The 18,630-nt window shown below is 42.2% G+C and carries 18 protein-coding genes; 5 read left to right on the top strand and 13 right to left on the bottom strand.

Features of this window, described 5'->3' with window-relative positions:
* Positions 1-10: 10 nt before the first annotated feature.
* The 8 genes from EXM22_RS04840 to EXM22_RS04875 all read right to left on the bottom strand — a co-directional run bounded on the left by EXM22_RS04840 (position 11) and on the right by EXM22_RS04875 (position 7,904).
* Complete coding sequence (locus tag EXM22_RS04840) at positions 11-1,009, bottom strand: diguanylate cyclase domain-containing protein (protein WP_149485428.1); 999 nt, start codon at positions 1,007-1,009, stop codon at positions 11-13.
* Positions 1,010-1,131: 122 nt separating this feature from the next.
* Positions 1,132-2,358 (bottom strand): LL-diaminopimelate aminotransferase, encoded by a 1,227-nt coding sequence (locus EXM22_RS04845; RefSeq protein ID WP_149485429.1) that lies wholly within the window; start codon positions 2,356-2,358, stop codon positions 1,132-1,134.
* Between the two features lie 35 nt (positions 2,359-2,393).
* A complete protein-coding gene (locus tag EXM22_RS04850) occupies positions 2,394-3,356 on the bottom strand; it encodes a hypothetical protein (protein WP_149485430.1) in 963 nt (320 codons plus the stop codon).
* Entirely contained in the window at positions 3,353-3,754 is a 402-nt protein-coding gene (locus tag EXM22_RS04855; protein WP_149485431.1) for a hypothetical protein, read from the bottom strand. The genes EXM22_RS04850 and EXM22_RS04855 overlap by 4 nt, the downstream gene beginning before the upstream one ends.
* 3 nt (positions 3,755-3,757) lie before the next feature.
* Entirely contained in the window at positions 3,758-4,876 is a 1,119-nt protein-coding gene (locus EXM22_RS04860) for an aminopeptidase (protein WP_149485432.1), read from the bottom strand.
* Positions 4,857-6,182: a bifunctional folylpolyglutamate synthase/dihydrofolate synthase gene (locus tag EXM22_RS04865; protein ID WP_149485433.1), complete on the bottom strand. Its 1,326-nt coding sequence runs from the start codon at positions 6,180-6,182 to the stop codon at positions 4,857-4,859. Before EXM22_RS04865 ends, EXM22_RS04860 begins: the two co-directional genes overlap by 20 nt.
* Positions 6,182-7,483: a histidinol dehydrogenase gene (gene hisD, locus EXM22_RS04870; RefSeq protein ID WP_149485434.1), complete on the bottom strand. Its 1,302-nt coding sequence runs from the start codon at positions 7,481-7,483 to the stop codon at positions 6,182-6,184. The genes EXM22_RS04865 and hisD overlap by 1 nt, the downstream gene beginning before the upstream one ends.
* A 76-nt stretch (positions 7,484-7,559) precedes the next feature.
* Entirely contained in the window at positions 7,560-7,904 is a 345-nt protein-coding gene (locus tag EXM22_RS04875) for an FHA domain-containing protein (protein WP_149485435.1), read from the bottom strand.
* Between the two features lie 174 nt (positions 7,905-8,078).
* Between EXM22_RS04875 and EXM22_RS04880 the strand changes: the two genes are divergently transcribed.
* Positions 8,079-8,513 carry a response regulator gene (locus EXM22_RS04880; RefSeq protein WP_149485436.1) on the top strand — a complete coding sequence of 145 codons (435 nt, stop codon included), beginning with the start codon at positions 8,079-8,081 and terminating at the stop codon, positions 8,511-8,513.
* Here EXM22_RS04880 and EXM22_RS04885 read toward each other — a convergent pair.
* The 4 genes from EXM22_RS04885 to nrdR are packed head-to-tail and all read right to left on the bottom strand — an operon-like array spanning position 8,506 to position 12,322.
* Entirely contained in the window at positions 8,506-9,213 is a 708-nt protein-coding gene (locus EXM22_RS04885; RefSeq protein WP_149485437.1) for an anaerobic ribonucleoside-triphosphate reductase activating protein, read from the bottom strand. The two genes, EXM22_RS04880 and EXM22_RS04885, sit on opposite strands and share 8 nt — an antisense overlap.
* A gap of 4 nt (positions 9,214-9,217) precedes the next feature.
* Positions 9,218-9,727: a thioredoxin family protein gene (locus EXM22_RS04890; protein WP_149485438.1), complete on the bottom strand. Its 510-nt coding sequence runs from the start codon at positions 9,725-9,727 to the stop codon at positions 9,218-9,220.
* The gene (locus EXM22_RS04895) at positions 9,727-11,838 is read right to left on the bottom strand and encodes a ribonucleoside triphosphate reductase (protein ID WP_149485439.1); all 2,112 of its coding nucleotides are present in this window, start codon (positions 11,836-11,838) and stop codon (positions 9,727-9,729) included. The genes EXM22_RS04890 and EXM22_RS04895 overlap by 1 nt, the downstream gene beginning before the upstream one ends.
* 28 nt (positions 11,839-11,866) lie before the next feature.
* Positions 11,867-12,322, bottom strand: coding sequence for a transcriptional regulator NrdR (gene nrdR / locus EXM22_RS04900; RefSeq protein WP_149485440.1), 456 nt, complete (start codon positions 12,320-12,322; stop codon positions 11,867-11,869).
* A gap of 191 nt (positions 12,323-12,513) precedes the next feature.
* Here nrdR and EXM22_RS04905 point away from each other — a divergent pair, with 191 nt between their 5' ends.
* Positions 12,514-14,193 (top strand): AMP-binding protein, encoded by a 1,680-nt coding sequence (locus EXM22_RS04905; protein ID WP_149485441.1) that lies wholly within the window; start codon positions 12,514-12,516, stop codon positions 14,191-14,193.
* Here EXM22_RS04905 and EXM22_RS04910 read toward each other — a convergent pair.
* Positions 14,173-16,407 (bottom strand): zinc-binding metallopeptidase family protein, encoded by a 2,235-nt coding sequence (locus EXM22_RS04910; RefSeq protein WP_149485442.1) that lies wholly within the window; start codon positions 16,405-16,407, stop codon positions 14,173-14,175. The two genes, EXM22_RS04905 and EXM22_RS04910, sit on opposite strands and share 21 nt — an antisense overlap.
* Before the next feature lie 78 nt (positions 16,408-16,485).
* Between EXM22_RS04910 and EXM22_RS04915 the strand changes: the two genes are divergently transcribed.
* Genes EXM22_RS04915 through EXM22_RS04925 form a run of 3 tightly spaced genes read left to right on the top strand, consistent with a single transcriptional unit; the run spans position 16,486 to position 18,617 of the window.
* On the top strand, positions 16,486-16,995 hold the full coding sequence (locus tag EXM22_RS04915; RefSeq protein ID WP_149487931.1) for a nitroreductase family protein: 510 nt from the start codon (positions 16,486-16,488) through the stop codon (positions 16,993-16,995).
* Positions 16,996-17,051: 56 nt separating this feature from the next.
* Positions 17,052-18,137: a phosphoserine transaminase gene (serC, locus tag EXM22_RS04920; RefSeq protein ID WP_149485443.1), complete on the top strand. Its 1,086-nt coding sequence runs from the start codon at positions 17,052-17,054 to the stop codon at positions 18,135-18,137.
* A gap of 42 nt (positions 18,138-18,179) precedes the next feature.
* Positions 18,180-18,617 (top strand): Lrp/AsnC family transcriptional regulator, encoded by a 438-nt coding sequence (locus EXM22_RS04925; RefSeq protein ID WP_149485444.1) that lies wholly within the window; start codon positions 18,180-18,182, stop codon positions 18,615-18,617.
* Positions 18,618-18,630: the final 13 nt, after the last annotated feature.

An 18,630-nucleotide genomic window follows, 5' to 3' on the forward strand; every position in this document is an offset into this window, starting at 1 on the left:
GCTTTGTTTTTCAGGCAATGACACTGGCCTGGTTGGCGGAGATAATCAGCTCGTTTGGGGACCGGTCGAGCTCAGATTGAAAATCGGCAAGGCCGTAGTGAAGAATCTTTCCCATTGTATTTTGAGACAGGACCTCTTTGATATGGTTCATCACAGAGGCGGCATTATGTTTTTCACAATCAGGAAGAATCAGAAGCATTTCTGATTTACCCAGGCGGAAGAGGGTGTCTGTCTCTCGGATCCTCTTAAAAATATCTCTGGTGATTGAATGAATATGCTCATCCCGGCTCCCATTGAGTTCCATATAGCAAACAGTGAGGGGAATCTCATAGCGCTGAGACCATTTCATGGTTTGCCTGAGAACTTTCATTCCTCCCGCCTTGTTGTAAATGCCTAAAAGAGAATCTCCATCATCGCTTCTCTCCGTTGTGTTTTTAAGAAGGCCAAGGCTTCTGCGACAATTGATCAACTCTTCTGTTTCACAGCGAATCTTCCTGAAAGCCAGGCCCAGGGACAGAATGAGAATGTGGAGCAGAATGGCACCGGAGTTGATGATGTCCATAAAACTGAAAACACTATGAAAAATGGAGGCAAGGAGGTATCCACTACTAAAAAGAATATAAAAGAGGATATTTGTTTTTTCCTTTAGGGAAAATGAATACAAAAAATAAATTGAAAATACGGCCAGAACTACGTTAAAGATGATGAGGTATTGGAAGGAACTCATCAAATAGAGGAGAAGAGGGGGGCTCAATATGAGGGGAAAACAGGCTTTCAAAACCTCCCTTTCACCAAGAATAATTTTCTTATCATAGCGTAGGAATATGGTCCCCAACCAGAGAGTGCTGAGGGCATGAACAAGTTTAAATGAATCTTTGAATTGTGCCGATAGCAGGGTAAAAATTAAGAATAATGAGGACAAAATAAAGAATGTGACAAGAGAAAAATAAATTTGTCTGCTCTCGTCTATTTGATATTCTTTTCCGGGTTCCATGGCATCATCGATCATTAATATCTGTCCAGATTTATTATTGTATATTTATTCATATTTTCGGTTGCCACAGCCATTGAATTGACATAAAAAAAGGGATAGATCAAAGAAATGACCTATCCCTTTTTTCGGTTAATGCTTTAGCTTTTGAGGGCTTTTGTAATTCTGTCCATGGCCTTTTCAACATTTTCAAGGCTGTTAAAGGCGCTGATGCGGATATAACCTTCACCGCACTGTCCAAAACCGCTTCCCGGTGTCAAAACAACGGCTGCTTTGTTCAAAATCATATCAAAGGTTTCCCAGCTGTCCCGACCTGTGTTGACCCAAATGTAAGGAGAATTCACTCCTCCAGTACAAGAAAATCCCGCTTCTTTCATCTTTTTGAGGATGATGGAGGCGTTATTCATGTAGTAGTCAATCAGTTCTTTGACCTGAGCCTTTCCTTCTTCGGTATAGATGGCCGCAGCAGCTTTTTGAACGGGGTAGGAAACACCATTGAACTTTGTGGAGTGTCTCCTGTTCCAAAGGTTCTGCAGAGAATATTCGTTCCCTTCAGCATCCCAGACAACGCAGCTGGCGGGAATGACTGTATAGGCACAACGTGTTCCTGTAAAACCGGCCGTTTTAGAATAACTTCTAAACTCGACGGCTACTTTTTCTGCTCCGGGTATCTCAAAGATACTGTGAGGAATTTCAGGGTCGGTGATAAAGGCTTCATAGGCCGCATCAAAGAGGATCAGTGCCTTGTTCTTTAGGGCATAGTCCACCCATTTTTGAAGCTGTTCCTTGGTCGCAACGGCTCCTGTGGGATTATTGGGGTAGCAGAGGTAGATCAAGTCAGCCTCAACGCCTTCGGGGCCTGGTACAAATCCGTTTGCTTCGGAGCCTTCCATATACTGAAAACCCTCATAACGGGAACCCTTGGCAACTCCTGATCGTCCGGCCATGACATTTGTATCCACATAAACGGGATACACAGGGTCGGGTATGGCAACCCGGGAGCTATTAGAAAACAACTCCTGAAAGTTTCCCGTATCACATTTGGCTCCGTCACTGACAAAAATATCATTGGCTGTGATGGAGACTCCGCGGCTGTGAAAATCATTTTCGGCGATGGCCTGTCTTAAGAACTCGTAACCTTTCTCCGGTCCATAGCCCTTGAAAGAGGCCTCTCCAGCCATCTCATCGACTCCGTCATGAAAGGCCTTGAGACAAGCTTCGGGCAGAGGCTTGGTTACATCGCCGATTCCCATCTTAATGATGCTTTTATCAGGATTTTTCTTCTGAAATTCAGCAACTCTTTTGGCAATCTCAACAAACAAGTAAGATGCCTGTAATTTCTTATAATTTTCATTAATTTGTATCATAGTGAGATCAGTATAATAAATATTATAAAAAGATTCTATTCCTGAAGAACCGGTAACAGACCACTGATTTTTTCATATTCCCTGGCCATTCTTCTATTGATCTTCCGGTGAATGGAGTCCACTTTTTTATTCACTAAATAGCTGGCAGGCTTTAGTTTTTTTCTTATCAACTGTCTTGGAAAGGACTCGAGGGCTTGGGTCACATTACCCTCCCCAATGAATCCTTCCAATTTTGTTAAACCCTCGTAGGAGTGTGGAAAATCGAGGAGAATTAGAGCATCGGTCTTCTGTCCCGCCGTGTTTTCCATCTTCTTGTCATAACTGGTCAAATACTGATCTTCCAAAAAGGTATCTTTCAGTTCTATGACGCTATAACGATTCAAGGGCCAGTCATGGATCATCATAAAGTACAGACGCCCTGCAAAGGGGAGTTCTACACGTTTATTTGGCATCACTAATGGTGTATGAAGCAGTAAGTCTGTCCAATCCTCAAGATTCCGTCCCTGGGCATACAAATCAAAATAGACCGTTGCCGTGTCAAAGGAGCTGATAATCATGTCCTCCTTTGTATCCAGACTCTCATAGAATTCTTTCATATAAGCCAGAAAATCGGCATATTCTTGAAACCCGCACAACACGGGATCCGTATTAAACAGGAGTTCAGAGGCACTAAGAGCGTCTTGGTCGCCTCTCAAATAACTGATAATCTCTTCATCGCTATTCCCCCTTAGAAACCAAAAGCCAATATTTAAACTATCTTTGTCATGCAAAACGGGTATGAGGTATTTTAGGAGTGCAAATTGTTCGACCGAGCTGCTGTTTCCATTGATCAGAATTTTATGGCCCGCTTCCAGTTCTTTGTCGATGTAAGCCGAAATCCCATTATGGACAAGACTATTAAACATCTGCCTTTCATCCGCATCGGGTATTGCCAAATCTTTAGCCTTGCATGAGAACAGGAGAAGAAGGGTCATGGAGAAGAGGGCAGTATATTTCATAGTGTTTTAATCTTTATATTCCTTTGTGAGAGTGTTGCCATAAATTTTTTAAGATCTTTTGGATTCAAAGAAATCCTGACAGGATTGAAATCCCGGGAATGAATGCGGCAGGAGTGGCTTCCAATGGGTTCTATCAAGGTGATCCTTTCTAGAATATGAACCTCAGGATTCTGATAATAGTGAAGATTCAGAATGAGTCTGGTCTCATCCAGGATTACATAAGGACGTCTGTTACTCATATAGATGATAATCAGAATAATGGAGACTCCAATTGTGTACCAGAGCAGATCTGCACCGTTATATCTGATCAAAAGCGGTCTGTAGGCCAGTATAAAGGGGATGAGAAAGAGATAATTGACCAGTCGCGCCGCACTATGTTTCCTGAAGGTTGTTGTCATAGGCTATTTCAGTTGCTCCGGATTGAGGTCTTTGAGTTCATCCACAACAAAAATGCCCTCATCCCTGATTAGTATATCATCAAAATAGATTTGTCCTCCTCCAAACTCGGAAGTCTGAATGCAAACTAAATCCCAATGTATGGACGATTTATTTCCGTTATCCGCCGTATCATAGGCATTTCCCGGAGTAAAATGAAAACTGCCCATGATCTTCTCATCAAAGAGAGTGTTCTTCATGGGAAGCAGGATATAGGGATTCACACCCAGGGCAAACTCACCGATGTAGCGGGCCCCATCGTCTGTATCCAATACTTCATTGATCCTGACGTTGTCATTAGATTTTGCCTCTATAATCTTTCCATCCTTGAATGTGAAGCTGATATTTTCATAGCTGAAACCCATGTACTCAGCCGGACAATTATAACTCAGGGTTCCTTGGACGCTCTCCCTCAAAGGGGCAGTGAAGACCTCTCCATCGGGAATATTGATCTTACCGTCGCATTTAATGGCCTTCATGCCCTTAATTGAGAAACGAAGATCCGTACCGGGGCCGGTGATTCTCACACGATCGGTCTGTTCCATGAGCTCTACCAACTTATCCATGGCACGGGACATTTTTTTATAATCAAGATTACAAACCTGAAAGTAAAAATCTTCAAACCCTTCCTGACTCATCCCGGCCGCCTGTGCCATGGACGCCGTAGGGTAGCGGAGAACAACCCAACGAGTATTCTTAATCCTCTCTTTCATATGAACCGGAGTGACATATTTTTCCATATACATCTTCATCAGTTTTTGAGGTATATCACTTGTTTCAGAAGGGTTATCAACACTTCCTATTCCAATATAGGCATCCATCCGGCTCATCCGCAGTCTGTCTGCTTCTGCCATGATCTCCAGCTGTTCTTCGCTTATATTCTTGAGTAAACCTCGGAGAATCCGTTCGTTCGTCTGAGAGAAAAATGGAATGGCTCCCGCTTCATAGACTTTCTCAATGAGAACCTTCACAAGAGGTTCTGCCAGACTGCCATTCATGTGTATGAGAACCTTCTCTCCCTTTTGCAGCTCCGTGGCATAATGGACGAGAGAATGAGCTAGTTCTTCAAGACGTGGATCTTTCATGGTTTACCTCTATAATTTTTTTTATTTCTCCGGCAAGGAAAAAGGAGCCGAGAATCAATGTGGCTCCCTGGGACTCCAGCACAAATTGCCATGCTTTTTGGGGATCTTCTATCATCAGGCACTGATTCATCAAAGATGAAAATGTTTCATAAACAGAAAGAGGATGACTCTCTTTGAAGAAGCCGGGAGTTGTTATGACAATGGAGTCAAAACTCTCGTGTAGAATTTGAGCAATATCAGCAACTTCCTTATCATCCTGACAGGCAAAAAGGAGGTTTTTCTTTTTATACTCCCCGCTGAGATCCATAAAGGTCTTTAAAGCCATCTCAACCGACTTGGGCGTGTGAGAACCATCGCACAGGATCAGAGGGTCCTGTGATAAAACTTCCATGCGGGCGGGGAGTGTGGCTTTTTCAAACCCCTTCAGCCAGACTTGAGTATCTACCTCAGGGAAAAGATGCACTAACACTTCCAGAGCCAAAGCGGCATTCCAGGATTGGATGTGGCCAATCATGGAGAGCTTCCCCTTAACAGGTGGCTGCTGATGTCTTGAAATTGTAAAGGCGGTTCCATCTAGATATACCGTACTCTCAATGTCCTTCACCATATCGGGCAGGTAGTGGAACAAGGCATTTTTTTCCGTAGATCTTTGACTAAAAAGATTGCGGACTTCCTCTTTTTGAGGAGAGGAAAATACAGGCCGATTCTCTTTGATGATTCCCGCTTTCTCTCCGGCTATGGTAAGAAGATCTTCCCCCAGCCATTGGGTATGCTCTTTTTCGATGGGGGTCAGTACAACTGCTTCGGGATAGACCGTATTGGTCGCATCCAAACGTCCTCCAAGGCCCGTTTCCAATACACACCAGCTGCAGTCTTGCTGTTGAAAGATGAGGTAGGCTAAGAGGGTCAATAACTCAAAGGTCGTTGGCTTTGTATGACCGGGCAAATCAAGATGAAGTCCCTCTCTCATGGTGTTGATGCCCTGGATATACTGTTGATCCGGGAGAACAGACCCATTGACCTGAATCCTCTCTTTGTAGTGCAAAACGTGAGGAGAAGTATATAAACCCGTTTTAAAACCCGTCTGGATGAGTGCGGAGGCAAGGAGGACCGATGTGGACCCCTTTCCTTTTGAGCCGGCTATATGAATGATCTTAAAGCTCTTATGGGGATTCCCAAAATGTTCCAAAAGCGTAACCATTCGGTCCGGCCTGTATTTTCTCTTTAAATCCTTGGTATTCTTCTCAAGGTTTGTGAAAGACTCAACCCATTGGAAGGCATCATCAATATCAGAAAATTTTTGCATTATTTTCTTCTTTTTTTCAGGGCATCCCCATGAGTTGTAAAGCCTTCATAATCGGCAAGGCATTCTACGTGGGGCGAAATCTCGTTGAGGGCTGCTTCTGTACTGAAAATAACAGAAGAATACTTTATAAAATCCCGAACTGAGACAGCCGACCAGGTTTTTGCATTTCCTCCGGTAGGCAGGACAGCATTGGGGCCGGCCGCATAATTTGCAATGGAGAAAGGCGTATTCTCTCCCAGGAGAATTTCTCCGGCATTTTTGATCAATGACAGTGTATGAAATGGTTCTTTTGTTTGTATTTGAAGGTGTTCTGTGGCAAAGAGATTTGCAACTTCCGCCGATTCTTCCAGTGAATCGGTCACGATGATTCCGCCATAGCCCTTCATGACATCCTCAACAAAGGTTTTCCTCGGTTCTGGGAGCTCTGCACATAATTCTTTAATGATCCTTTCACAGTTGTCTGCTAAATTGCTGTCATGGGTGATTAACAAGGCAGCAGAGTCGGAACCGTGTTCTGCTTCGATCATCAAATCCAGCGCGACCTTCTGAGGGTTGGCTGAACCGTCTGCCAAAACAATGGACTCAGATGGACCAGCAGGCAGACCCACATCAACCTGATCATAGAGCAGTCTTTTTGCGGCAGTTACATACATGCTTCCCGGTCCGCTGAGTTTTTCTACCTTTTCAATAGATTCGGTTCCATAGGCCAAAGCGGCAATAGCCTGGGCGCCACCGACTTTATAAATCTCATGAACTCCACAGAGTTTGGCGGCATAGAGGCAGGCCGGGTCTACGGTTCCATTTTCATCGGGAGGGGTCACAACACAGACTCTCCTGACTCCGGCCGTAACCGCGGGGATGGACAGCATGTAGAGCATGGAGGGGAAAAATCCCCGTCCCCTGGGAACGTATAATCCTACAGAATCGATAGGAATGGCTTTTTCTCCCACCAGAAGTCCCGGTTGGATCTCGACCATTTTCATGGCTTCAGGTAACTGACTGCTATGAAAGCGTCTGACATTGTCGATGGAGTATTGCAGTGCCTTTTTCACTTCTTCAGAGAGAAGGCTTTCAGCCTGGTCAAACTCCTGTTCACTGACCCTCAATTTCATGTCTAAAGGGGTCTTATCAAATTTATGGTTTAAGGATAAAAGAGCGGTATCTCCCTTCTCTCTAACCTGTTTTATAATGTCCTTAACACTTTCCTGTACATCTTTTATATCTATTTCAGAACGGGAAAAAAGAGTTTCTTTCTCCTTAGAATTCATCGTTTTCCAATTGTATCTGTTGATTTTCATCATTATTCCTTATTTGCAGAACCTTATTTTTTCGGATTCATGAGATAAAAATATACTTTTGGGCTGAGGATGTAAAGAATCAGATCATAGTCATTTCGATTCTACTGCCTACACGCAAGGTATCTCCAGGTTTCAGCTTTATATATTTACCACCGGAGATTCTTTTACCATTGATCCATGTACCATTACTGCTGTTTCTGTCTTTGACAAAGTAACTGTGTCGAATCTGCTGAATTTCTAGATGAAAACGAGAAACCATGCCGTCATCAATGACAAAATCATTCTGTTTGTCCCGTCCAATCGTCATTTTACTGGTAACTTTGATCTCTTTTCCATTAAATAAAAGACAGCGAATATTTTTTTGACCTATTTTACGAAGACGCCTGCCTACAGGACTATCCTGAATAATTGTTTCATCTTTCATTGGAGTTTCTCCTGTATTTGATACTATAATAATTAAACAGTGAGGTATAGTTTTTTTAAAGAAAGTGATAGACTATGATCATATCAGATTGTATTAACTCAATATTTGGGTCTATACAACCGATGACATTATAAAAAATATATTGTAAAAATACTTTTTAGCAGGAGGCTCAGAATGAAAGCTAATGCTGATTTCCCTACTATCAATGATAAACGTCCCGATGGTCTCAGTCCGGATGGAACCCCCTATAAGGCTTTAATTATTGATGATTCTATATTCGTAAGAAAACAGATCAGTCAGATCTTGACATCAGAAGGCTTTGAAGTTGTTGGTCAGGCTGGTGATGGTGTGGAAGGCATCGAAAAGTACAAGGAATTATTTCCAGGTGTTGATATTGTGACTCTGGATATTACCATGCCTAAGATGGATGGTGTCACCGCTCTTGAAAAAATCATAACCTTTGATCCCAAGGCCAATATTGTTATGATCAGTGCCCTGGGAAAGCAGGATCTGGTCAAAAAAGCACTCATAGCGGGTGCAAAAAACTATATTGTAAAACCCCTTGACCGTAAAAAAGTTCTGGAAAGAATTACAGCGGTTCTCAATTGATATTGATTGTACAGGGAATGTCCTGATCCAGCATTCCCTTCTGCAAGTCCTTCAAAAACTGACTTGATGTCTCCTGGTGGCTGTTAAAGCTGGGTTCCAGACAGTTCCCCGGTCTGAATCCATTTAGAACATAGGACGTGCAACCTCTAATCATATGGGCAATTTCATCAATCATAGAAACATCGATAAAATCAGGATGGACTGTGGTTCTAAACTGGGATGGAATTTTCGAGTCTAGTATCAAATCAATTGATTTCTGAATATTTTTAATTTCATTTTGATCAATAAAAAACCTGTCATATGAAGACAGGGCAGATTTGATGTCCATGGCTATAAAATCTGGTGGATTTTTAGATTCCAGGAGTTCTTTTAAGCTGTCAAAGCGAAGTCCGTTGGTATCCAACTTGATTGAAAAATCACCATTTTCCCTGATTTCACTTATAAAATATTTCAAATCTCTGTATAAAAGCGGCTCCCCTCCGGATAATACTACCCCTCCCAGGAGAGGAGCCCTGTTGTTCAAAAATTGAATTACTTCATCCCTGTTGATCAATCCTTCGGTTCGACCAAGAACCAGGTCGGGATTGTGACAATAGGAACATCTCATATTACAACCCGGGAAAAAGAGAACAGAGGCAACTTTTCCCGGATAATCGATGAGTGTCGTTTTTTGCAGTCCGACAGAATGTGGCAAATGCATTTTATCAGGCTGTGACAGATTCCAGATTAAAAAGGGACAACACTTCCGATGGATTCCCGGTTCTAAAGACCTCACTGCCTTCGGCAGATCTAAAAATTACCGTGGGAGCCGAAAATACAAGATTTTTTGAGGCTTCTTCCAAACCTTTTTCTATATCAACATTAAAAGTCTCTCCGGATATGGAAATCTTATCAAGAACATCTTTCATGGCTGGACAATTGGGGCAGCTGCTTCTATAAAAGTAATTGTATTTGGCAATCCTGAGAGGGCTTCCTACAACTGGCTCTGTTGCTGGAGAAACCTCTTTGAGGATGGGTTCTGTCGTTTTTGAGTCTATTTTGGTAAAGGGTACTCTGATTTTATACTCTTCTTTCTTACCCAAATTCCAGTTCTTTACAGATCTGTAATATCCAACGATCCTTGAGTAGACCTCAGTTGTGGATCCTTCCACTTTATTCATTTTTTTCTTCAAATCCGAGATTTCACTCTCAATCTCTTTAATTCTATTTTCCATCAGAGTCCTCCCTGAGCCAAAATTTTGGCTTTTTCATTTTCTAGTTGCTCTATCTTCATTTTGATCTTATTTTGTTCTTCTTCACGGCACAGTGGACACTGATAGTGTTCTCCTCTGATGTAGCCATGAGTTTTACAAATTGAAAAGGTTGGTGAAATTGTAAAATAGGGGAGGCGGTAGTTACTGGCTATGGCCTTAACCAATTCACGGCAGGCCTTCCAATCATGAATGGCTTCACCCAGGAAACCATGAAACACAGTCCCTCCCGTATATCTGGTCTGGAGGTCATCCTGTAAATCAAGGGCCTCAAATATGTCCTGAGAGTAATCCACAGGCAGTTGTGTTGAGTTCGTATAGTAGGGACTTTCATCGGATCCGGAAGTCAGAATCTCCGGATAATGTTTTTTATCATGTTTTGCCAGCCTGTAACTCGTGCTTTCTGCAGGGGTTGCTTCCAGGTTAAAGAGGTCTCCTGTTTTTTCCTGATAATCGGATAAGCGCTGGCGCATATGATCTAATATCTCTGCGGCAAAATCATGGGCATCTGAGTCTGTGATGGTCTGCCCCATGAAATTGAGTAGACACTCATTCATTCCCACAAGGCCAATGGTTGAAAAATGATTATTCAGATGAGAAAGGTAGCGTTTTGTGTAGGGAAAAAGACCGGCATCCAGGAGTCTGTTCACAACCTTACGTTTAACCACAAGAGATTCTTTAGCCAGATCCATCATGTGGTTGAGGTTTTCATAAAATGCTGATCTGCTGGAAGACAAATACCCGATACGGGCCATATTGATGGTGACCACACCAATAGATCCTGTAAACTCATCAGACCCAAACAATCCGCCTCCCCGTTTCCTCAGTTCCCGTTTATCCAGCTGAAGTCTGCAGCACATGGAGCGCACATCTTCCGGATTCAGGTCGGAATTGATGAAATTTTGAAAGTAGGGTGTTCCGTATCGGGAGGTCATTTCAAAGAGGAGCTTTGCATTTTCACTCTCCCAGTCAAAATCACGAGTTACGTTGTAAGTGGGTATAGGGTAGGCAAAGCCTCTGCCATTGGCATCTCCCTGGATCATCAGTTCGATAAAGGCCTTATTGATCATGCCCATCTCTTCAACGCAATCACCGTAGGTAAAATCCTGTTCTGACCCACCGACAATGGCTTTTCTGTCTTTCAAGTCTCCTGGGACCGTCCAGTCCAGGGTGATATTGGTGAAAGGGGCCTGAGACCCCCATCTTGAGGGTGTATTCACTCCAAAGATAAAACTTTGAATGCACTGTTTCACATCTTTGTAGGCTAAGTTGTCGGTTTTCACAAAAGGGGCAAGATAAGTATCAAAGCTGGAGAGTGCCTGAGCTCCGGCCCACTCGTTTTGCATGATCCCCAAAAAATTGACAATTTGAAAAATCAGAGTAGAAAGATGCCCTGCAGGGCGGGATGTAATCTTTTCACTGACTCCTCCCAGTCCTTCAGTAATCAGCTGTCGGATAGACCAACCGGCGCAATAACCGCTAAACATGGACAAATCGTGGATGTGCATCGCTCCGCTGCGATGAGCCTCGGCAACTTCCCGGGAGTAAATATTTTTGAGCCAGTAGTTGGCTGTGATTGTTCCGGAGTTATGAAGGATGAGACCGCCTAGAGAAAAATTGACATTGGCATTCTCGTTGACTCTCCAGTCTGATTGAGAAAGGTAACCATCCATGGTTTCGTTGATATTCAGCATCAGCTTTTTTGTATCACGAATGGCTTCATGTCTGGCCCTATAAAGGATATAGGCTCTGGCAATATCCACCTCATTGTATTCAATCAGGACTTTCTCAACCGTATCCTGTATTTCTTCAACAGCCGGTGCAGAATTAGGATGCCTATCAGACATGAAAACGATCAGGTTAGCTTCTACATGCTTTGTCAGCTTATTACTGAGTTCTTCGTCCTTGCCGTGTACGGCTTCAACGGCCTTGGATATAGCCTCTTTAATCCTTGATCTGTTATAGGGAACGACCCTGCCATCTCTCTTAACGACACGCTGTATAACCGTTTCTGCCGGAGACTGACTCTTAGCCTCGTCTCCCAGAAACACTCTCCAGTCATTCTTTAATTCCATTATCCCCTCCACAAGGATTCATTTTGCATTAACCCTTCAGGGTATCTATTATCTTCACAAATTCTTCTACATTTTCAAAATGTCTATACACAGATGCAAAGCGCACATAGGCTACTTTGTCCATTTCAAATAACTGTGTCATGACCATTTCACCCAGTTCAATAGAATTGATTTCATGACTGGATTTTCCCTTCAGATTGGCTTCATCCTCAATACCATGGAGCATGCTGTCTACCATCATCTGTGAAATGGGTCTCTTCTCAACGGCCCTTTGAATTCCTCTTTCCAGCTTCTTAAGATCAAAGGGCTGCCTTGTGTTGTCTTTTTTGACAACCATGAGGGGAATCTCCTCAACTTTTTCATAAGAGGTGAAACGATAGCCGCAGGATGAACACTCTCTCCGGCGTCTTATAGATGTTCCACTGATATTTTGGCGAGACTCAATTACCTTATCATCCAGATTTTCACAAAGGGGACATTTCATACATATTCTCCGCCACCCCTATATGTGGGGCGCCATATGATGTGCTTAATTTAACTGAAAATGAATTTATCACACTAAATATGGATTATCAAGTTAGGAAACCAGAATTTACTAAAAATAAGCCGAATAATTAACGTTGATGAATCAAAGAAATAATTATACAATAACTCTGATTATGCTGAGGAGAAACTATGCCTTTCAATCTTAAAAAAAATACAATCAATGAATTTCATAAAGAAGTCATTAGAAAATACGAAAAACGTCCTTTTTTATACTTTGTGGATGATGAACCAATCAGCTATGCAGAGTATGGACAAAAAGTCACGGAGCTGAGGAAAAAATTAGTTTCCCTGGGGCTTAAAAAAGCCGATTCGGTTGTTTTGCTGGGGCCAGCGTCACCCAACTGGGCTATCTCTTTTATGTCGGTTATGTCTGCCGGTTTTGTCGTTGTTCCCATTATGGAGGATTTTCCAGACAATGATATCAATCATATCATCGAGGATTCTAACTGCGTTGCGGCCATACTGGCTCCATCCTATGTGGAAAAAAACCGGCTTTCTTCATTGAGTGATAAAATTCTCCTCTCCATGGATGACTTTGCAGTCTTAAATGAATTGACACTTCACCACGATGAGTCATCCCTCACTCCTTTTACCGATCACTGCGCTTATCTGACATTGGAAGCAGATGATCAAGGCTGTTATGCAACAGAACCGGAGGATGTGGCAGAACTCCTTTATACTTCAGGGACAACCGGATTTTCAAAAGCTGTCATGCTAACACACAACAATCTCGTTACAAATCTCTATGAAGGAACGGATCTCATTGATGAGTGCTTCGATGAAAATGCCATCTTGATGTCTCTGCTGCCTCTCGCTCATTCCTTTGGCTCTACCTCGGCCTTCCTCTCTACCATGTATAAAGGGCCTAGAATTTGTTTTTTAAAGCGAAAACCAACTCCTGAATACTTACAGACCGTCTTTAAAAAAGTGAAACCCACCATATTGGGAGGTGTTCCTCTCATTTTTGAAAAGATTTTCCAAAAGAAAATTGTGCCCGTCATTGAATCCAAGAAATTCCTCAAGAAGGCTATCCAATTTTCACCTCTTCTTAGAAAAGGATTTTATAAAGTAGCTGGAAAGTCGGTGATGAATTATTTCGGGGGGCATATCAAATGCATCATCATTGGAGGGGCTAATTTCAGCGAGCAAGTAGAAACCTTTATGAGGGATGCAAAAATTCCCTATCTTCTTGGCTATGGTTTGAGTGAGACTTCTCCTCTATTAACCTTCTCAACCCTCAAAGAATCGAGGTTTGGTTCTGTCGGTAAGGCCGTGAGGAATACGAAGATAAGAATCACCCATCGTGATGCCTCGGGAATAGGGGACATTGAAGTCACCGGCCCTCAGGTCATGAAGGGCTATTATGGTAAAGAAGATGAGACCGCAGAGGTCTTTTCTTCCGATGGATGGTTTAAAACAGGCGATCGCGGCATTTTGGATGACGACGGATTTTTGTACATCAAGGGGCGCAGCAAAAATGTCATCATCGGTAGCTCCGGTGAAAATATATACCCTGAAGTCATTGAGATTTTACTCTCATCGACCCTCCTCATAGAAGAGTCCATTGTTTTTCTTGAAGATCAGCAGTTGAAGGCTTTGGTGTATCCCGATCAAGATCTCTTTTTTAGCCAATATGCAGGAGACAGCCAGAACAGTCAGTTTCAGAAGGATATGGACGATTTAATCAAAGATATTAACCGTAAGCTTCCCCTGTCATCCAGGCTTACAAAATTTGAAATTCAAAAAACCCCCTTTGAAAAGACACCCACAAGAAAAATTAAAAGAGGCCTATATATTTCCGATTATTGAATCTCCCGTACTGTTTGTGAAGGGAATTGTCTTTTCAATGATTGTAACACTCTTAACTTCAATCTGCTCCTGATCCAGGTCAAGCTTATAAGATGATTCTCCTTTTAGTGCTGTGATGTGGATATCCGGGCTTGAGTCTTTGGAAAAGATAAGAGGAATATTCAAGGGCACAGGCGGATTCAGGCCAATATGGATCTGAATGGACTTCAAATCCGGCTGTATGTCGTAGGGGAAGGGACAATCATAGAGGACAAGGGCCGTATCAGAATGGATTTCCAACTGAATCTGCTCTGGATCCATTTCGGTTGTTATTGTTAAATCGATGATCCTTCTATCCAGGAACACATCAGTTTCCACGGTAACTTGGAGAGGAAGACCATCAATATCTCCCTGTATTCTCATCTCATTCTCTACGTTATCAAAGGGGATGGTTCTTTCATTAAATCGTAACAACCCCGAACCTATTGAGTCAGTACTGCTCAAGAGCACCTCTCTTATTTGAGTATCCATATTCATTTTGTCAGTTAAGATCACCTGTTGTCTAAACCTCGTACTGTAGGGTTCCAGTTGAAATGAAAAATAAACCATTATTGCGGTGGTCAGTGCCAGAAAGAATGTCAGCAGGGCTGTTTTCAATTCCTGCCGGCTTCTGTCGTAATGATGATGATAAAAACCCAAACTGGAAATCATGCAAATCAAAGGTATGGTCATAAAGGTGAGGACCCAATTCCCCTTGATCCTCGATAGTATTGAAAAGTCGTATACGGTTGTATAATCACGGCTGAATAAAAAAACTAGGACGAGAAATTGCGGGAGTATAGAGAGAATCATAAAGGTTTTTTTATTTGTCTTCCCCCTGGAAATAACAAAAAGAAAAACAAATATTAGGCTGATCAACATTATGGGTGTGAAGGTGATGTTGAATAGAGAGACAGCCATCAGGTTTATAAATGAAATGACAAAAGCAAAATAGGAATAGAAATGAGGGTTTTTGGGAAAGGGGAGTCCCCGTAACATATTTAAAAAGAGGGATGATAAAAAAAGAACCGTAATGGCCTTGAGTAAAAAGAAATAGAAAGGGTACTGCAGGTATATTCCGGTTTGAGAACGGAGTGACATCATTTCTTCAATGAGAAGGGTCGAAATCATAAAAAATATAAAACTCAGATATATCATCACAGGGACGGTCCAGAGCTGATGTCTGAATCGTTTGTAATTGAGATAGATGCTCCTTTGTTGAAAAAGGGGAAGGATTAACGCCAGGCTGATAAGGAGAAGATAGAGATAAATCAAATTAATCTCTGAAAAATAGAATGTATGGCTCTGATTGAAGCCAATGTAGAGGTAATTGGATTCCCAGTTGTCTGGATATCCCTGGCTATACCTGTTTATGAAATTATGTAAAAAATCCATATATTGGGCGGATACATTTTCAATGTCGGGACCGCTTTTATTGCTGCTGATCAGTGCTGCTGCTGGAATATCTTCTTCAAGGAATTTTGAAATGGGGAGCTCTTTTGTGGTTAAACCCGCTCTGTTAATCAAGAGAGCCGTACTGTCTATGCAATATTCAAGTCCGGCTTGGACCAATGAATTTTTAATATCTTCCATCAGCCAACCCGGTGCATTCTTCCCGGGAGTACTTCCGTAGATTTCAGGCATGCTCTGATTCTCATCCAATGACAGGTAAAGCAGGGCCGATTCTGCTTTGAAGGAATGGTTAATTAAGAAAGAAGAGGATCCTAGATATCCTCTTTCAAGATGGTCCGCACTTGTAAACAGGAAGATGAGAGTTAACTCTGGTATTTCTTCTGACCATTCATCTATAAAAGTAAGAGCCAGGGCCGGGTTGAGAGCGAGGCTACTCATCTCTCCCGATGATTCTAGGGGACCATCCACGGCTGCTGCGATTATGAGCTGTTCCTTTCTAACACCGGGAATGGTAACAACAAGATTTTTAGAGAATGAATGAGAATCTTCAAAGCCTGATAATTCCTGATATTCGTAGTCCAAATTCCTCGAAACAACAAAATCTTCTATGAAAGAAAAAACTGCTTTTTCATCTTTGGAGCCTTCTACTCTCATATTATTAGCCACAATAAAAGAGTAGTTTTCTCTGAAGACTTTCTCTTGTTCACTGGTGATATCCTCCTGAGAAAAGAGGGTGAATGGATAAACTGCCAGTAAAGTCAGGAAGAAGATGGTACGAAACATGATCCAAGAATAGGAAAAACTATAGCATGCCGTCAATAAAGTTTATTTTTTTTTAACAAATATGTTATTATTGTGAACATGGAAATTCTTCCCGAAATTAAAAACAGAATGACAAGCCGTTCATTCCAGAACATTCCTATCCCCGATGAGACTCTTGAGAGGATTCTCAATGCGGGCCGTCTGGCTCCCTCGGCCAAAAACAGGCAACCCTGGCGTTTTATTGTTTTAACTGATCCAGAAATCAAGGAGCAGTTAAAACAGAGTGCCTATGGGGACGAACGTTTTTCCGAGGCTCCCGTGGTCATTGCCGTCTGCACTACGAATATTGGGTATCGGATGCCTAATGGGGAACTTTCATATCCCATGGATTTGAGCTTTGCTGTTTCATTTATGATGATTCAGGCAGAACATGAGAAACTCAACTCTGCCGTGATCACGACATATCAAGAGGATGAAGTTAAAAATTTACTAACAATTCCCTATTCCATGAAAGTCGTGATGATGTTATTAATCGGAAAGGCAGTAGAAAATTCCGACAAGGAAATCAGGTTGCCTATGAATCGGGTTGTTTCCTTTGACCATTGGTAATACATCAATTTTGACCGGTTTCCGGTTTTAAGTAATAATAGAAAAGGAGTTTAAACATGAGTCATGCAAAAAATTTTTATGCTGGTCCCTCAGTACTTCCCGTGTCAGTTCTGGAAGAGATTCAGAAAGATATGGTCGATTACAAGGGATCAGGTCTTTCACTGATTGAAACCAGTCACAGATCTGCAGAATACGGTCAGGTGCACAAAAATGCTATGAATTTAGTCCGGGAGATTTTTGGTGTTCCAGACAACTTCAAAATACTCTTTATCGGAGGCGGAGCCACTCTTCAATTTTCAATGATCCCTCTGAACTTTCTCAGTGGCGGCAAAACCTGTGATTTCACATTGACCGGAACATGGTCAAAGAAAGCCTATGCCGATGCTAAAAAAGTGGGCAACGTCAATGTTGTCTATGATGGAAAAGACAATTCTTATACTCGTCTTCCCGATCCTTCTACTTTAAAAGCCAGCCCAGGCTCAAGCTATTTCCATATCACATCCAACGAAACCATCGGTGGAATCCAATGGAAAGACTGGCCCGACACAGGAGATGTTCCCATCATCTGTGATATGTCCAGTGACATCATGAGTCGTCCCATCCCCTTTGAGAAGTTTGGAATGATCTATGCCGGTGCTCAGAAAAATCTTGGTCCCAGTGGTTTTGCCGTTGTGATTATACGGGATGATATGCTTGAAAAATGCAATCCCAATATGACGGCCTTCCTGGATTATAAGGTTCATGCCGAAAAAGAATCTCTTTACAATACACCTCCAGTCTTTTCAATCTATGCCATGAGTCTCGTTCTCGAAAAAGTTAAGGCAGAAGGCGGTCTTAAGGAAGTAGAGAAGAGAAACAAGGAAAAATCTAAATTGATTTATGATGTCATGGATAAGAGTAATGGTTTTTATAAATCACCCGTGGATGTTTCTGTAAGATCAGACATGAATGTGGTTTTTACCATGGCAAACGAAGAACTTGAAAAAGAATTTGTTGCCCAGGCAAAAGCTAAGCAGATGGTTGGTTTGAAGGGACATGTCTCAGTCGGTGGATGTCGAGCCTCTATTTACAACTCATTGCCTCTCTCGGATGTTGTCGCTCTTGTAGAATTTATGCAAGAGTTTCAGAAAGCAAAATCCTAATTCAAAGGGAGCCTCCGGGCTCCCTGATCAGTGGAGTTCTAAATGGATGATCTTAACAAAGGAATACTGAGAGAACTGCGGGATGGACGTAAATCTTATAAACTGATTGCCGAAACCCTGGATGTGACAGAAAATACAATCCGTTCCAGAGTCCGTAGAATGGAAGAACAGGGCATTTTGGAAATCAGTGGGTTTGTTAATCCGGATGAGATCGAAAATCTTCAGATCATAATGATTGGAATCCGTACGAGTTCTATGGATTATATAGCCAAGGGAGAAGAAATCAGCCGTCTCAAGGATGTTATTTCTGTTTCTGTTGTGACCGGTCGCTTTGATCTGATTGTGACAGTAGAACTCGCAGGAGATCACCAAATGCTTAAATTCCTTAAAAATGAGTTATCAAGGATTGAGAGCATTGAAGCCATAGAGACCTTTGTTGTCTATAAGGGGTTCAACCTCAAAGTTCCCTACCTTCAATAAATTATCAAGGAAA

This window comes from Oceanispirochaeta crateris (assembly GCF_008329965.1).
GTDB classification, from domain to species: Bacteria; Spirochaetota; Spirochaetia; order DSM-2461; family DSM-2461; genus Oceanispirochaeta; species Oceanispirochaeta crateris.

What these genes read in the sequence shown, in the direction of transcription:
- EXM22_RS04840 (WP_149485428.1), bottom strand. Translation starts at nt 1,009, where the DNA reads ATGATCGATGATGCCATGGAACCCGGAAAAGAATATCAAATAGACGAG.
- EXM22_RS04845 (WP_149485429.1), bottom strand. Translation starts at nt 2,358, where the DNA reads ATGATACAAATTAATGAAAATTATAAGAAATTACAGGCATCTTACTTG.
- EXM22_RS04850 (WP_149485430.1), bottom strand. Translation starts at nt 3,356, where the DNA reads ATGAAATATACTGCCCTCTTCTCCATGACCCTTCTTCTCCTGTTCTCA.
- EXM22_RS04855 (WP_149485431.1), bottom strand. Translation starts at nt 3,754, where the DNA reads ATGACAACAACCTTCAGGAAACATAGTGCGGCGCGACTGGTCAATTAT.
- EXM22_RS04860 (WP_149485432.1), bottom strand. Translation starts at nt 4,876, where the DNA reads ATGAAAGATCCACGTCTTGAAGAACTAGCTCATTCTCTCGTCCATTAT.
- EXM22_RS04865 (WP_149485433.1), bottom strand. Translation starts at nt 6,182, where the DNA reads ATGCAAAAATTTTCTGATATTGATGATGCCTTCCAATGGGTTGAGTCT.
- hisD (WP_149485434.1), bottom strand. Translation starts at nt 7,483, where the DNA reads ATGATGAAAATCAACAGATACAATTGGAAAACGATGAATTCTAAGGAG.
- EXM22_RS04875 (WP_149485435.1), bottom strand. Translation starts at nt 7,904, where the DNA reads ATGAAAGATGAAACAATTATTCAGGATAGTCCTGTAGGCAGGCGTCTT.
- EXM22_RS04880 (WP_149485436.1), top strand. Translation starts at nt 8,079, where the DNA reads ATGAAAGCTAATGCTGATTTCCCTACTATCAATGATAAACGTCCCGAT.
- EXM22_RS04885 (WP_149485437.1), bottom strand. Translation starts at nt 9,213, where the DNA reads ATGCATTTGCCACATTCTGTCGGACTGCAAAAAACGACACTCATCGAT.
- EXM22_RS04890 (WP_149485438.1), bottom strand. Translation starts at nt 9,727, where the DNA reads ATGGAAAATAGAATTAAAGAGATTGAGAGTGAAATCTCGGATTTGAAG.
- EXM22_RS04895 (WP_149485439.1), bottom strand. Translation starts at nt 11,838, where the DNA reads ATGGAATTAAAGAATGACTGGAGAGTGTTTCTGGGAGACGAGGCTAAG.
- nrdR (WP_149485440.1), bottom strand. Translation starts at nt 12,322, where the DNA reads ATGAAATGTCCCCTTTGTGAAAATCTGGATGATAAGGTAATTGAGTCT.
- EXM22_RS04905 (WP_149485441.1), top strand. Translation starts at nt 12,514, where the DNA reads ATGCCTTTCAATCTTAAAAAAAATACAATCAATGAATTTCATAAAGAA.
- EXM22_RS04910 (WP_149485442.1), bottom strand. Translation starts at nt 16,407, where the DNA reads ATGTTTCGTACCATCTTCTTCCTGACTTTACTGGCAGTTTATCCATTC.
- EXM22_RS04915 (WP_149487931.1), top strand. Translation starts at nt 16,486, where the DNA reads ATGGAAATTCTTCCCGAAATTAAAAACAGAATGACAAGCCGTTCATTC.
- serC (WP_149485443.1), top strand. Translation starts at nt 17,052, where the DNA reads ATGAGTCATGCAAAAAATTTTTATGCTGGTCCCTCAGTACTTCCCGTG.
- EXM22_RS04925 (WP_149485444.1), top strand. Translation starts at nt 18,180, where the DNA reads ATGGATGATCTTAACAAAGGAATACTGAGAGAACTGCGGGATGGACGT.